The following is a 13,308-nucleotide window of genomic DNA, read 5'->3' on the forward strand; positions in this document are numbered from 1 at the left end:
AGCGACGCTTGCACGCGCCGCCAGACGTGTTACGCGAGCAGGAAACGGTAGAAGTTGCGCAGCATACCGGCCGTCGCCCCCCAGATGAAGTGCGAGGAGCCGACACCGGAAGCGACGACGGGTTCGGGCACGTCGAGGTCCGGCGAATTGCGGTCCGGATACGGCATCGCATAAAAGCGCCGCTCGCCGCCTTCCCAGCGGAGCACGCGCACCTGGTGATGCACCGGGTTCATGAGAAAGCTGAGCGGCACTTCGAAGATGCTTGCCACTTCGAGCGAGTCCGCCGCGAGACTGAACGGCTCGTGCACGAGACCGACCACGGGCGTGACCCTGAAGCCGGTGCCGGTGAGGTAGTCGGGCAATGCGCCGAGCACCTCGACGCGCGCGGGGTCGAGGTTCACTTCCTCGTGCGCCTCGCGCAGCGCGGCGGCGATGGGGGTGGGGTCGGAAGGTTCGCGGCTGCCGCCGGGAAAGCTCACCTGTCCCGCGTGATTGCTGAGGTTGTCGGCGCGCTGGGTGAGCAGCACGGTCAGGCCGCCCGGGCGCATGGCGATGGGCATGAGCACGGCGGCCTCGCGCGGATCGCGCATCTCGAACAGACGGGCTTCCTGGGGTTCGGGGTCCCACGGCAGGCGCTGCTCGAAGCGCGTGCGCAAGCCGGCGGCGGTCAGGCGTTCCGCGGCGACCTGCGGAAGGCTCGCGCCCGTCGATTCGATCGGCAGGCTTTCGGGTTCAAATACTGGGCGGATCAACGGGCGTCCCGGATTACACGTACACGAGATTATTTTGCGGCCAAAAAGAAAAAAGCACCCCGGAGGGTGCTTCTTTCTTACAGCTTTTACGCCTGTTCGGCCGGAGCAGCTGCGCGGTCTTTCGACACCAGCTTTTCCTTGATACGTGCCTTCTTGCCCGACAGGTTGCGCAGGTAGTACAGCTTCGCGCGACGCACGTCGCCGCGACGCTTCACCACGATGCTGGCCAGCAGCGGCGAGTACGTCTGGAACGTACGCTCGACGCCTTCGCCCGACGAGATCTTGCGCACGATGAACGACGAGTTCAGGCCGCGGTTACGCTTCGCGATCACGACGCCTTCGTATGCCTGAACGCGCTTGCGGTTACCTTCAACCACGTTCACGTTGACGATCACCGTATCGCCGGGGGCGAATTCGGGGATGGTCTTCTCGCCCAGCACGCGCTGGATTTCTTCCTGCTCGAGTTTTTCAATCAGATTCATGGATTGACTCCGTATGCCATCTTGTCGGCGTTCGTACCTGTGCAGGGTTGCTGCACTACGGCCCCGATAGAGGATGGATTCACAACTGGCGCCGTTCACGCATGAAGCGGCACCGCCTTTTGCGCCCCTTGTCGCGCACGCCCGAAGCCTTACGCTTCGTTCGAGCCCTTCGCGAGACTAGCGAGCCACGCCTCGTCGGCCCGGCTCAACATCTTGTTCTTTCTGGCCCGCGCGATCAGATCGGGCCGCTTGTTCCACGTGTTGCGCAACGCCTCGCGGCGACGCCATTGCTCGATTTCCGCATGATGGCCGCCAAGCAGCACATCGGGCACGCGCACACCGTCGTATTCCTCGGGGCGCGTGTAATGCGGACAGTCGAGCAAACCGTCGACGAAGCTGTCCTGCACCGCCGAAAGCGCATCGCCCAGCACGCCCGGCAGGTTGCGCACCACGGCGTCCATCAAGGCCATCGCGGGCAATTCACCCCCCGAGAGCACGAAGTCGCCGAGGCTCACTTCTTCGTCCACGCAGCGGTCGACGAGACGCTGGTCGATCGCTTCATAGCGGCCGCACAACATCACGAGACCCGGCTCCTGCGCGAACTGCATGACGCGTTCATGCGTGAGCGGTTTGCCTTGCGGCGACATCAGCAGCACACGCGGGGCGCTCACGCCGGCTTGCGCCTGCGCGGCCTTTGCCGCGTCGATCGCCGCTTCGAGCGGCCTGGCCAGCATGACCATGCCGGGCCCGCCGCCGTAGGGGCGATCGTCGATCGTACGGTAGTTGTCGGTCGTGAAATCACGCGGATTCCACGTGCGCAACGTGTAACGCTGCTGCTTCGCCGCCCGGCTGGTAATGCCCCAGTCGGTCAGCGCGCGGAACATCTCGGGAAAGAGCGTGACGACATCGAACTGCATCGCTCTCTCCGTTCAGCGAAATTGAATCAAGGCGCGCGGCGGGGTTGCCACAGCGTTGCCGCTGCTTAGTAGTCGGCTTCCCAGTCGACGACGATACGCTTCGCCGCCAGGTCCACCGTCTTCACGAACACGCCTACAAACGGGATCAGGCGCTCGCCGGTGGCCGGCTTGCCATCCTTGTCCGTAGACGCATACGTGACACGCAACACCGATTGCGCGCCATTGTCGATCAGGTCGGCAACCTTGCCGAGCTCGACGCCCGCCTCATTGGCGACATCGAGGCCGATCAGGTCGACCCAGTAATATTCATCGGCTGCGGGCGCCGGGAATTCGGCCCGGCTCACGTACACGCGCGCGCCGCGCAACAGCAGCGCGGCATCGCGGTCGGCCACGCCCGAAAGCTGGCCAACGACGCTGTCACCATGAACCTTGGCGCTCACGCGCACCGCGCAATGACGCTCGCGATGCGCCTGACCCTCGCGGCCCTTGAGGAGCCACCAGCGTTTAGCGGAAAGCAGCGCCTGGCTATCCTGCGCGTGCGGCGCGATCTTCAGCCAGCCCTTGAGACCGTAGGCGTCGATCACGGCGCCGACTTCAACGGCGTCGGCAGGCCAACTCGCCTCGGTTTCGGCGCGCAGGCCACCGGCTGTCCCGGTTGCGGGCGCAGCTTTCGCGGCGCTCTCGCGCGCAGGCTTGCGCACGAACGCACCAAAGGACGGCGCGCCGCGGGCGGCAGCCTTGCCGGCGCCGCTGGCTGCAACTTCGGGCGCCCCGCTTTCCGACGCGTCGTTCGCCTCTACGGCAGATTTGGCGTCATGCGCGGACATCGGCACCCCTTGCGACCAGCTTGATATTGCATACGCGGATCATGCAGCGCGTACACAGGTGAAACACGGACAACAGACTGAAAAGACGCTTAAAGACTTAAGCAGCCGGCGCAGCGGCGGCGGTCTTTTGCGCTTCCTTCACGAGGCGCTCGACGGCCGGCGACATTTGCGCGCCGTTTTCCTTCCAGTACGTCACGCGATCTTGAGCGATACGCAGCGTTTCACCCTTGGTAGCGACCGGGTTGTAGAAGCCCACTCGCTCGATGAAACGGCCGTCGCGACGGTTGCGCGAGTCGGTTGCGACGATGTTGTAGAACGGGCGCTTCTTCGAGCCGCCGCGTGCCAGACGGATGATGACCATACGAAAATCCTTGAAAACCGGGGGTTCGGGACTACTGAAACATGCGATTATAGCCCGAAACCGGAGGCATAACAAACACTTAACGGGAAATTGCACGCCGGCGCGCGGAAAGCGGCGAGACAAAGCGGTCAAACTGCGGCTCATGCCCACGATGGGCGGGCCCTGGAGCGAATTGTGGCGACTTTCAGACGACTCGTGCAATGGCCGCGTCGCGTTTGTGGCGGCGGCGTGGGTGGCAGCTCCTTTTTTCCGGTGTCTCGCGAGTCGGCCCGACGCTTTGCAGCGGCGTGTCTCGCCTTTGCCGCCGCCCTGCTCGCGGCGCCGTTCGCTCAAGCGGCGCTTCCCATCGAGCGCATCAAGCTGCCGCCGGGCTTCCACATCGAGGTGCTGTCCGCCGACTTGCCCGGTGCGCGCGAAATGACGCTGTCAGGCAACGGCACCCTCCTGTATGTGGGGAGTACGGACGGCGACGTCTACGCGCTCGAACTCAAGGACGGCAAAGCCATCAAGCGCCATATCGTGGCCTCGGGACTGACGATGCCGGTGGGCGTGGCCTGGCGCAACGGCGCATTGTACGTTTCAGCGGTGTCGTCTATCGTGCGGCTCGACGACATCGACCGTCATCTCGACGATCCGCCCAAAGCCGTCGTCGTCACGGATTCGCTGCCCGCCGAGCGCCACCACGGCTGGAAGTTCATCGCCTTCGGCCCCGACGGCAAGCTCTACGTGCCGCAAGGCGCGCCGTGCAACGTCTGTCTGCCGGTCAGCGACCCGCAGCGCGTGCATTTCGCGATGATCGGGCGCATGGAGCCCGACGGCTCGCACTACGAGACCATCGCCCGCGGCGTGCGCAACACGGTCGGCTTCGCGTGGCATCCGCAGACGCATGAGCTCTGGTTCACCGACAACGGCCGGGACATGCTCGGCGACGACATCCCCGACGACAAGCTCAACCGCCTCGCGCACGTGGGCGAGGACTTCGGCTTTCCCTATTGCCACGGCGGCAATGTCGCCGACCCCGAGTTCGGCGCAGGCCATCCGTGCAGCAGCTTCACGCCCCCGGTCCTCAAGCTCGGCGCGCATGTGGCGTCGCTTGGCATGCGCTTCTATACCGGTTCGATGTTCCCGGCTGACTATAAGAACTGCATTTTCATCGCCGAGCACGGCTCGTGGAACCGCAGCAAGAAGGTCGGCTATCGCGTGGTGCGCGTGATCGCCAACCCAGACGGCACGAACGCACGCCAGGAAGTGTTCGCGCAGGGCTGGCTCAATTCAGACGAGACCCAATGGGGCCGCCCCGCCGACGTGCTGCCGCTGCCCGACGGATCGCTCCTCGTCAGCGACGACTATGCGGGCGCGATCTATCGCGTGACCTACACGAAACCGTGACGCGGCCGTCACATCGAAGCTGCAGACAAGTGCCGGGCATAAGCGTGCGCTTGTGCTGCAAGCGCGTCGTGCGGCATACAATGCCCGGCGGCCCGTGCGCGTTCGACGTAATGCGCTCATGGCGGCCGACGCCCACGTTTTGCCCGAGCCCATGCCCAACGACAAGAACCTCGCACGCTTTCGCTCCAAGACGCTCACCGCCGCCCTCGCCTTCCTGTTTGGCAGTCTCGGCGCCCACCGCTTCTACCTGTATGGCCCGCGCGACGTGTGGGGCTGGGCGCATTTGTTGGGCACGCTCCTCGGCATTCCGGGCGTGATGCTGCTCGTCGCCACCGAGCGCGCCTCGATTCCTGGCTGGGTGCTCGCCGTGATCGGCGCGGTGTCCGTCCTCTCGGCGTTTCTGGCGGCAATCGTCTACGGACTTCGCCCCGACGCCAAATGGGACGCGCAGTTCAACGCCGCGTTCGTGGAGAAAGGCCGCACGAGCCGCTCGGGCTGGACGGTGATTTTCGTCGTGATCTTCTCGCTGCTGATTGGCGCGTTCCTGCTGATGACGGGACTCGCACTCTCGTTTCAAACGTACTTCGAGTCGCAAGTCGAGGCCGCGAAGGCGCTCTCGCAGTAAATCGCGCAGTAACGGCTCAGAACAGGTCGAGCTGAGGCTTCTCGCGCACGGTCTTCGACTGCACGAACGCCGACATGTCCAGAATGCCGTGGCGCCGCTCGTTGAGCCCGAGGCGCCGCACGGCATGATGAAAGCGCTGCTTGAGCAGGTCGGCCCACAGCCCCGTTCCCTTCATGCGCTGCGAAAACGCCGATTCGTAGTCTTTGCCGCCGCGCATGTCGCGCACGCGGCTCATCACGCGCTCGGCGCGCTGCGGGAAGTGCGCCGCCAGCCAGTCCTGGAACAGCGGCGCGACCTCCCACGGCAAACGCAGCACGATGTAACTCGCGCTTGTCGCACCGGCCTCGGCGCAGGCTTCGAGCACGCGCTCCATGTCGGGCTCGGTCACGAACGGAATCACGGGTGCGATGCTCACGCCGACCGGCACACCGGCTTCGGCGAGCGTGCGGATGGTACGCAGCCGCCGCGCGGGTGTCGCCGCACGCGGTTCGAGCGAGCGGGCGATATCGGCGTCGAGTGTGGTGATCGTGATTGCCGCCATGAACTGCTGGCGCGCGGCCATCGGCGCGAGCAGGTCGAGATCGCGCTCGATCAGCGAGGATTTCGTGATGGCCGCGAACGGATGCTGCCGTTCCGCCAGCACTTCGACCACGCGGCGTGTGATGCGCAGGTCGCGCTCCACCGGTTGCCAGGCGTCGGTATTCACGCCCAGCGCAATCGGCTCGGGCTCGTACGACGGCTTGGCGATTTCCCGCGCGAGCAACTCCGCCGCATTGACCTTGGCGTAGATTCGGCTCTCGAAATCGAGCCCCGGCGAAAGGCCGAGATAACTGTGCGTAGGCCGCGCAAAGCAATAGATACAGCCGTGCTCGCAGCCGCGATACGGATTGAGCGAGACGTTGAATGGAATGTCCGGCGACTGGTTGCGTGTGAGGATGCTCTTCGCGCGCTCTTCGAAGACTTCGGTGCGCAGCCTGGGCTCGCCGGTTTCATCGCCATCACCATCGCGCTCCCCGCCGACACCCGTGGGCTGCCAGCCGTCGTCGAACGCTTCGCGCTGGTCGACTTCGTAGCGCCCTTGCAGGTTCGTGACCGCCCCGCGCCCCTTGCGCGCCGTGGGCGGCGCAACGGGATACCAGGCGTCGGGATCGGGGTGATGGGAATCAGTCACGGGTAGAGAAAATGGACAAAAAGACGCGGATCGATACTGTATAAATATACAGTATCGATCCGCGTTGTCGAGTCCTAAAAACGGGGCCGCCTTCAGCCCGCTGTTACCCGTTCATTCCCCCACGGCGATGGTCAGCGTCTCCTTGATCTCTTCCATCACCACGTAGCTCTTCGACTGCACGGCGCCCGGCAGTTGCAGCAGGATGTCGCCGAGCAGCTTGCGGTAGTCGGCCATCTCGCCGATGCGCGCCTTGATGAGATAGTCGAAGTCGCCCGAGACGAGATGGCATTCGAGCACTTCGGGAATCTTCTGCACCTCGCGGCGGAACTGGTCGAACATGTTGCCGCTCTTGTGATCGAGCGTGATCTCCACGAACACGAGCAGCGCCGCACCCAGCACCGAGGGATTCACACGCGCGAAGTAACCCGTGATCACGCCGTCGCGCTCCATGCGCTTGACGCGCTCGATGCACGGTGTGACCGAGAGCCCGACCTGCTCCGCGAGGTCCTTCATCGCCATGCGGCCGTCCTCCTGGAGCAGCTTCAGGATGCGGTGATCGAGCCGGTCGAGCGCGCGGACCGGTTGGCGCTGCGTTCTCATGATTTCTTCCCGAAAATCTGAAAAATACGATAACAAAACCTGGACATACAACAATAGCATAGCTACAAATACTGGCTACACCCGGATTTTCATGCCTTCTTCCCTATCGGTGCCAAAAGACGGCTTCCAAGGGCCCGGCAACGCGGCGTAGCTCAACGAAACTATATGGAGCAGCTATGCGAGTCGTCGTGTTGGGCAGTGGTGTGGTCGGTGTGGCCAGCGCCTGGTATCTCGCCCGCGCGGGCCACGAAGTCACGGTGATCGACCGCGAGGCCGGTCCCGCGCTCGAAACCAGTTTTGCCAATGCCGGACAGATCTCGCCGGGCTACGCCGCACCGTGGGCCGCGCCGGGCGTGCCGCTCAAGGCGATCAAGTGGATGTTCGAGAAGCACGCGCCGCTCGCCATTCGTCTGGACGGCACGAAGTTCCAGCTGCAGTGGATGTGGCAGATGCTGCAGAACTGCACGGCTGAACGCTACGCGCTCAACAAAGGCCGCATGGTGCGTCTCGCGGAATACAGCCGCGACTGCCTGCAGGCGTTGCGCGCCGACACGGGCATTCAGTATGAAGGCCGCACGGGCGGCACGCTTCAGGTGTTCCGCACGCAGCAGCAGTTCGAAGGCGCAGCGAAGGACATCGCCGTGCTCAAGGACGCGAACGTTCCGTACGAACTGCTCACCGCAGCCGAACTCGGCCGCGCAGAACCGGCGCTCGCCGCGGTGTCGGGCAAGCTCACCGGCGGCCTGCGTCTGCCCGGCGACGAAACCGGCGACTGCCAGATGTTCACCACGCGCCTCGCCGCCATGGCCGAACAACTGGGTGTGAAATTCCGCTACAACACGCCGATCGACGGCCTCGCCATGCAGGGCGACCGTATCGCGGGCGTGCAATGCGGCAGCGAGCTGGTGCGCGCCGATTCGTTCGTGGTCGCGCTCGGCTCCTTCTCGACGAAGATGCTCGCGGGCCTCGTGAAGATTCCGGTTTATCCGCTCAAGGGCTATTCGATCACGGCGCCGATCGTGAATGCGAGTGCCGCGCCGGTTTCGACCGTGCTCGACGAAACCTACAAGATCGCGATCACGCGTTTTGACGACCGCATCCGTGTGGGCGGCATGGCCGAGATCGTCGGCTTCGACAAGACGCTCAAGCAAGCGCGCCGTGAAACGCTCGAAATGTGCGTCAACGACTTGTTCCCGGGCGGCGGCGACACGACGAAGGCCACCTTCTGGACCGGCCTGCGCCCGATGACGCCGGACGGCACGCCGGTTGTCGGCCGCACGCCGATCTCGAACCTGTTCCTGAACACGGGTCACGGCACCCTCGGCTGGACGATGTCGTGCGGTTCGGGCCAATTGCTCGCCGACTTGATCTCGGGCAAACAGCCCGCCATCCGCGCGGACGATCTTTCGGTGCACCGCTATCTCGGCGACACGCAAGGCTCGCATCGTCCGGCGTATGCCTGAAGCCAGCCACGCTGCGTGAACGAACACGGCGCCGCCAGGGCGCCGTGTTTCATTTCTCGCTGTGAGTAGCGCGCGGCTGCGTCAGAACTGATCCTCCGCTAGCGCCAGCACGCCCTCGCTGCCGTTGGCGCTGACGATCGCCGCTTCGAGCGCCACCGCCTGCGGCAAGACGTGTTGCGCGTAGAACTGCGCCGTGGCGATCTTCGCGCCATGAAACTTCGGGTCCTCCTGCATGAGACGCTGCGAGGCGAGCATGGCGCGCGCCATTTGCCAACCGCACAGCACGATGCCCGCGAGCTTGAGATACGGCACGCTGCCCGCGAACACCGCGTTCGGATCGCTTTTCGTCTTCGCGAGCACGAAGTCCACGGCCGATGCCAGCGCATCCTTACCCGCCGCGAGATGCTTGCGCATCGACTCGAACGCCGCGCCTCGTTGTGCGGCCAGCGCGTCGACGGTCTGCGCGATATCGGCGAGCAGCGCCTTTGCCGCCGCGCCGCCGTCGCGCAGCGTCTTGCGTCCGATGAGATCGTTCGCCTGGATCGCCGTCGTGCCCTCGTAGATCGGCAGAATGCGTGCGTCACGGTAGAACTGCGCCGCGCCCGTTTCCTCGATGAAGCCCATGCCGCCATGAACCTGGACGCCGAGGCTCGTCACTTCGAGCGCGAGTTCGGTGCTCCAGCCCTTCACGATCGGCACGAGGTACTCGTAGCGCGCCTGATGCCGCGCACGGGCCGCCTCGTCGGGGTCGCCATGCGCGCGGTCGCTCTCGCCGGCCGCCACGTAAGCGAGCGCACGCGCGGCTTCGGTGAGCGCACGCATCGTGGCGAGCATGCGGCGCACGTCGGGGTGATGGATGATGCTCACCGCGGCTTTCGCGGAACCGTCCACCGGGCGGCTCTGCACGCGCTCCTTCGCATAGGCGAGCGCCTTCTGGTACGCGCGATCGGAGACGGCCACGCCCTGCATGCCCACCGCAAAACGCGCGGCGTTCATCATGATGAACATGTATTCGAGGCCGCGATTCTCTTCGCCGATCAACTGGCCGATCGCGCCGCCATGGTCGCCGAACTGCAGCACGGCGGTCGGGCTCGCCTTGATGCCGAGCTTGTGTTCGATCGATACGCAGTGCACATCGTTGCGCGCGCCGAGCGTGCCATCTTCGTTGACGAGGAACTTCGGCACGATGAAGAGCGAAATGCCCTTCACGCCTTCGGGCGCCGTGGGCGTGCGCGCGAGCACGAGATGGACGATGTTCTCCGCCATGTCGTGCTCGCCCCACGTGATGAAGATCTTCGTGCCGAACACCTTGTACGTGCCGTCGCCTTGCGGCTCGGCGCGCGTGCGCACGGCGGCGAGATCGGAGCCCGCCTGCGGCTCGGTGAGGTTCATCGTGCCGGTCCAGTCGCCGGAGATGAGCTTCGGCACGAAGCGCTGCTTTTGCGCTTCGCTGCCGGCGGTGAGGAGCGCTTCGATGGCGCCGTCGGTGAGCAGCGGACACAACGCGAACGAAAGGTTCGCCGCGTTGAGCATTTCCACACACGGCGTGCCGACGAGCTTCGGTAAACCTTGTCCTTCGTATTCCTGAGGATGCTGCACGCCTTGCCAGCCGCCTTCCACGTATTGGCGGAATGCCGCCTTGAAACCGGGCGTGGCGTGCACGTTGCCGTTTTCCCAGCGGCTCGGATTGCGGTCGCCTTCGGCGTTCAGCGGCTCGAGCACTTCGCCGCACAGCTTCGCGGCTTCGTGCAGCACCGCTTCGACCGTTTCGGGCGTGGCGTCTTCGCCGCCCGGTAAGCTGGCGATTTCTTCGAGGCCGGCCAGTTCCTTCATGACGAACAGCATGTCGCTCGTGGGCGCCTGGTACATTTCAGTCTCCTCCTGTCGGTATGCGGTTCCTCAAATGACAAAGGGGCGCCGCAGCGCCCCTTTGTTGCTTCGTCTCACGCCACGCGTTCAATCATGATACGCGGCGCTCGTCGCTCGATACACCGGCCGGATTCAGCCGAGTTCCTTCACGAGTTCCGGCACGACCGTGAACAGGTCGCCCACGAGGCCGTAATCGGCCACGCTGAAGATCGGTGCTTCTTCGTCCTTGTTGATCGCGACGATGACCTTCGAGTCCTTCATGCCGGCAAGGTGCTGGATCGCACCCGAGATGCCGACCGCCACGTACAGTTGCGGCGCGACGATCTTGCCGGTCTGTCCGACCTGATAGTCGTTCGGCACATAGCCCGCGTCGACGGCTGCGCGCGAGGCGCCAAGTGCGGCGTTGAGCTTGTCCGCGAGCGGCTCCAGCACCTTCGTGTAGTTCTCGCCGCTGCCCAGACCCCGGCCGCCCGAGACGATGATCTTTGCGCTCGTGAGTTCCGGACGGTCGAGCTTCGTCACTTCACGGCCGACGAACTGGGTGAGGCCGCTGTCCGCTGCCGCGTCGAGCTTCTCGACTGCTGCGCTGCCGCCAACGGCTGCAACTGCATCGAATGCCGTCGTACGCACGGTGATGACCTTGATCGGGTCGACCGATTGCACCGTCGCGATGGCATTGCCCGCGTAGATCGGGCGCTCGAACGTGTCCGGCGCATCCACAGCGGTGATGTCGCTGATTTGCGCGACGTCGAGCTTCGCGGCGATACGCGGCGTGACGTTCTTGCCCGCTGCCGTTGCCGGCGCCAGGATGTGCGTGTAGTTCTTCGCCGCATTTTGCACAAGCGCGAGGACCGTCGCTTCGACGTTCTCGGCGAGACCCTGCTCGAGTTGCGGCGCGTCGGCCAGCAGCACCTTCGCAACGCCTGCGATCTTCGCGGCGGCATCCGCTGCGGCTTGCGCGTTGTGGCCCGCGACCAGCACGTGCACGTCGCCGCCAATTTTCTGTGCTGCGGCGACCGTGTTCAGCGTCGCGGCCTTGATCGAGTGATTGTCGTGTTCAGCAATAACCAGATTCGTCATTTTCGTCTCGCTCCTTACAGCACCTTGGCTTCCGTCTTCAGCTTCTCGACCAGCGTCTTCACGTCCGGCACCTTCACGCCTGCGCTGCGCTTGGGCGGCTCGGCAACCTTCAGCGTCTTCAGACGCGGCGCGACGTCGACGCCGAGGTCTTCGGGCTTGACGGTTTCCAGCGGCTTCTTCTTCGCCTTCATGATGTTCGGCAGCGTGACGTAGCGCGGCTCGTTCAGGCGCAGATCCGTCGTAACGACTGCGGGCAGCTTGAGCGACAGCGTTTCCGCGCCACCGTCCACTTCGCGCGACACCGTCGCCTTGCCGTCGGCCACGACCACCTTCGAGGCGAAGGTGGCTTGCGGCAGGTTCGCCAGCGCGGCGAGCATCTGGCCGGTCTGGTTCGAATCGTCGTCGATGGCCTGCTTGCCGAGGATGACGAGTTGCGGCTGTTCCTTGTCGACCAGCGCCTTCAGCAGCTTGGCCACAGCCAGCGGCTGGAGGTCTTCGTTCGACTCGATGAGGATCGCGCGATCCGCGCCGATGGCCAGCGCCGTGCGCAGCGTTTCCTGCGCTTGCGTCACGCCCGCCGAAACGGCGATGACTTCGGTCGCCACGCCCGCTTCCTTCAGACGCACCGCTTCTTCCACGGCGATTTCGTCGAACGGGTTCATCGACATCTTCACGTTCGCGATGTCGACGCCCGTGCCATCCGACTTCACACGAACCTTCACGTTGTAATCGACTACGCGTTTGACTGGCACAAGGACTTTCATTCACATGCTCCGAAGTTACGAATACGTCAACCTGGCGGACATTATAGCGATAGCCCTGTCGGGCCGATCTGCCACCAGCAATTTTCCCGAACCACCGCTGCCGCACCCCGGTCATCAGTAGCGAACGATCGTGCGATTTTACGGTGGAAAAAACCCGGGCATCAAGCCCGGGCGCCGAAAAATATCTCTAATTTCACGGCCCAGGGGGTCCTACCACGAGGTGATAACTGCCCCGCCGAACGTCGTTTCGACGTAGCGCTTCACTCCCGGCGAGTGGTACGCGGCGACCAGCTTCGCCACCCAGGGCTTGTTGCGGTCCGCCTCGCGGATCGCGAGGATATTCACGTACGGCCCCTTCGGGTCTTCGATTGCGATCGCGTCCTGTTTCGGCTTCAGGCCCGCTTGCATGGCGAAGTTCGTGTTGATCGCGGCCGCGTCCACGTCGTCGAGCGAACGCGGAATCTGTGCGGCGTCGAGCTCGACGATTTTCAGCTTCCTGGGGTTTTCCACGATGTCGAGCGGCGTCGCCTTCAAACCTGCGTCGGCGCGCAACTTGATGAGACCCTGGCTCTGCAGCAGCAGCAACGCACGGCCGCCATTCGTCGGATCATTCGGCACCGCGATGCGCGCGCCCGGCTTCAGTTCGGAGAGCGATTTGATCTTCTTCGAGTAGATGCCCATCGGGAACGTAACGGTGTCGGCGATCTTGATCAGCTTGTAGCCGCGATCCTTCACCTGCGCGTCGAGATACGGCGCGTGCTGGTAGCTGTTGGCGTCGAGATCGCCGCCCGCGAGCGCCGCGTTCGGCTGCACGTAGTCGGAGAACTCGATGATCTTGATGTTCAGGCCGCTCTTCGCGGCCACGCTCTTCACGACTTCCATCACCTGCTCGTGCGGGCCGCCCGTCACGCCCACCTTGATGGTTTCGTCCGCGTGCGCAGCAAGCGGTGCGATGAGCGAAGCCGCGCCAAGCGCCGCCGCGAGCCGGATCATGAAACGACGTTGCAT

At 64.4% G+C, this 13,308-nt stretch carries 14 protein-coding genes; 3 read left to right on the plus strand and 11 right to left on the minus strand.

The window, feature by feature from the left end; all coding sequences use genetic code 11:
• Window positions 1–29 precede the first annotated feature (29 nt).
• The 5 genes from AB4Y43_RS07575 to rpsP form a co-directional block, all read right to left on the minus strand.
• The gene (locus AB4Y43_RS07575; RefSeq protein ID WP_069262618.1) at window positions 30–752 is read right to left on the minus strand and encodes a CoA pyrophosphatase; all 723 of its coding nucleotides are present in this window, start codon (window positions 750–752) and stop codon (window positions 30–32) included.
• Between the two features lie 86 nt (window positions 753–838).
• A complete protein-coding gene (gene rplS / locus AB4Y43_RS07580) occupies window positions 839–1,234 on the minus strand; it encodes a 50S ribosomal protein L19 (protein WP_035522529.1) in 396 nt (131 codons plus the stop codon).
• A gap of 149 nt (window positions 1,235–1,383) precedes the next feature.
• On the minus strand, window positions 1,384–2,151 hold the full coding sequence (gene trmD / locus AB4Y43_RS07585) for a tRNA (guanosine(37)-N1)-methyltransferase TrmD (RefSeq protein WP_069262619.1): 768 nt from the start codon (window positions 2,149–2,151) through the stop codon (window positions 1,384–1,386).
• 65 nt (window positions 2,152–2,216) lie between these two features.
• Window positions 2,217–2,978 carry a ribosome maturation factor RimM gene (gene rimM / locus AB4Y43_RS07590; RefSeq protein WP_368605523.1) on the minus strand — a complete coding sequence of 254 codons (762 nt, stop codon included), beginning with the start codon at window positions 2,976–2,978 and terminating at the stop codon, window positions 2,217–2,219.
• Between the two features lie 97 nt (window positions 2,979–3,075).
• Entirely contained in the window at window positions 3,076–3,339 is a 264-nt protein-coding gene (gene rpsP, locus AB4Y43_RS07595; RefSeq protein WP_028206744.1) for a 30S ribosomal protein S16, read from the minus strand.
• Window positions 3,340–3,648: 309 nt separating this feature from the next.
• Here rpsP and AB4Y43_RS07600 point away from each other — a divergent pair, with 309 nt between their 5' ends.
• Both AB4Y43_RS07600 and AB4Y43_RS07605 read left to right on the plus strand, forming a co-directional pair.
• Window positions 3,649–4,728, plus strand: a complete 1,080-nt coding sequence (locus AB4Y43_RS07600) for a sorbosone dehydrogenase family protein (RefSeq protein ID WP_368727382.1) — start codon at window positions 3,649–3,651, stop codon at window positions 4,726–4,728.
• Between the two features lie 118 nt (window positions 4,729–4,846).
• The gene (locus tag AB4Y43_RS07605) at window positions 4,847–5,353 is read left to right on the plus strand and encodes an NINE protein (protein WP_069262621.1); all 507 of its coding nucleotides are present in this window, start codon (window positions 4,847–4,849) and stop codon (window positions 5,351–5,353) included.
• A 16-nt stretch (window positions 5,354–5,369) separates the two neighbouring features.
• On the opposite strand, the gene AB4Y43_RS07610 is transcribed toward AB4Y43_RS07605, so the two are convergent.
• The gene (locus AB4Y43_RS07610) at window positions 5,370–6,524 is read right to left on the minus strand and encodes a PA0069 family radical SAM protein (protein WP_069262622.1); all 1,155 of its coding nucleotides are present in this window, start codon (window positions 6,522–6,524) and stop codon (window positions 5,370–5,372) included.
• A gap of 111 nt (window positions 6,525–6,635) precedes the next feature.
• Complete coding sequence (locus AB4Y43_RS07615; protein WP_042261052.1) at window positions 6,636–7,124, minus strand: Lrp/AsnC ligand binding domain-containing protein; 489 nt, start codon at window positions 7,122–7,124, stop codon at window positions 6,636–6,638.
• A gap of 176 nt (window positions 7,125–7,300) precedes the next feature.
• On the opposite strand from AB4Y43_RS07615, the gene AB4Y43_RS07620 reads away from it, so the two are divergent.
• Complete coding sequence (locus AB4Y43_RS07620) at window positions 7,301–8,587, plus strand: D-amino acid dehydrogenase (RefSeq protein ID WP_368616018.1); 1,287 nt, start codon at window positions 7,301–7,303, stop codon at window positions 8,585–8,587.
• 81 nt (window positions 8,588–8,668) lie between these two features.
• Here AB4Y43_RS07620 and AB4Y43_RS07625 read toward each other — a convergent pair whose 3' ends face one another.
• The 4 genes from AB4Y43_RS07625 to AB4Y43_RS07640 all read right to left on the minus strand — a co-directional run bounded on the left by AB4Y43_RS07625 (window position 8,669) and on the right by AB4Y43_RS07640 (window position 13,308).
• Window positions 8,669–10,456 carry an acyl-CoA dehydrogenase gene (locus AB4Y43_RS07625; protein WP_368727367.1) on the minus strand — a complete coding sequence of 596 codons (1,788 nt, stop codon included), beginning with the start codon at window positions 10,454–10,456 and terminating at the stop codon, window positions 8,669–8,671.
• A 132-nt stretch (window positions 10,457–10,588) separates the two neighbouring features.
• Complete coding sequence (locus AB4Y43_RS07630; RefSeq protein WP_069262625.1) at window positions 10,589–11,536, minus strand: electron transfer flavoprotein subunit alpha/FixB family protein; 948 nt, start codon at window positions 11,534–11,536, stop codon at window positions 10,589–10,591.
• A gap of 14 nt (window positions 11,537–11,550) precedes the next feature.
• Window positions 11,551–12,300 (minus strand): electron transfer flavoprotein subunit beta/FixA family protein, encoded by a 750-nt coding sequence (locus AB4Y43_RS07635; protein ID WP_368727368.1) that lies wholly within the window; start codon window positions 12,298–12,300, stop codon window positions 11,551–11,553.
• Between the two features lie 210 nt (window positions 12,301–12,510).
• The gene (locus AB4Y43_RS07640) at window positions 12,511–13,308 is read right to left on the minus strand and encodes a MetQ/NlpA family ABC transporter substrate-binding protein (protein ID WP_342948587.1); all 798 of its coding nucleotides are present in this window, start codon (window positions 13,306–13,308) and stop codon (window positions 12,511–12,513) included.

It is taken from the genome of Paraburkholderia sp. BR10872, assembly GCF_040965835.1.
Classification (GTDB): Bacteria; Pseudomonadota; Gammaproteobacteria; order Burkholderiales; family Burkholderiaceae; genus Paraburkholderia; species Paraburkholderia nodosa_A.

Coding starts and splice junctions, on each gene's coding strand:
- rplS (WP_035522529.1), bottom strand. CDS start 1,234: ATGAATCTGATTGAAAAACTCGAGCAGGAAGAAATCCAGCGCGTGCTG.
- rpsP (WP_028206744.1), bottom strand. CDS start 3,339: ATGGTCATCATCCGTCTGGCACGCGGCGGCTCGAAGAAGCGCCCGTTC.
- AB4Y43_RS07625 (WP_368727367.1), bottom strand. CDS start 10,456: ATGTACCAGGCGCCCACGAGCGACATGCTGTTCGTCATGAAGGAACTG.
- AB4Y43_RS07605 (WP_069262621.1), top strand. CDS start 4,847: ATGGCGGCCGACGCCCACGTTTTGCCCGAGCCCATGCCCAACGACAAG.
- AB4Y43_RS07620 (WP_368616018.1), top strand. CDS start 7,301: ATGCGAGTCGTCGTGTTGGGCAGTGGTGTGGTCGGTGTGGCCAGCGCC.
- trmD (WP_069262619.1), bottom strand. CDS start 2,151: ATGCAGTTCGATGTCGTCACGCTCTTTCCCGAGATGTTCCGCGCGCTG.
- AB4Y43_RS07635 (WP_368727368.1), bottom strand. CDS start 12,300: ATGAAAGTCCTTGTGCCAGTCAAACGCGTAGTCGATTACAACGTGAAG.
- AB4Y43_RS07630 (WP_069262625.1), bottom strand. CDS start 11,536: ATGACGAATCTGGTTATTGCTGAACACGACAATCACTCGATCAAGGCC.
- AB4Y43_RS07615 (WP_042261052.1), bottom strand. CDS start 7,124: ATGAGAACGCAGCGCCAACCGGTCCGCGCGCTCGACCGGCTCGATCAC.
- AB4Y43_RS07640 (WP_342948587.1), bottom strand. CDS start 13,308: ATGCAACGTCGTTTCATGATCCGGCTCGCGGCGGCGCTTGGCGCGGCT.
- rimM (WP_368605523.1), bottom strand. CDS start 2,978: ATGTCCGCGCATGACGCCAAATCTGCCGTAGAGGCGAACGACGCGTCG.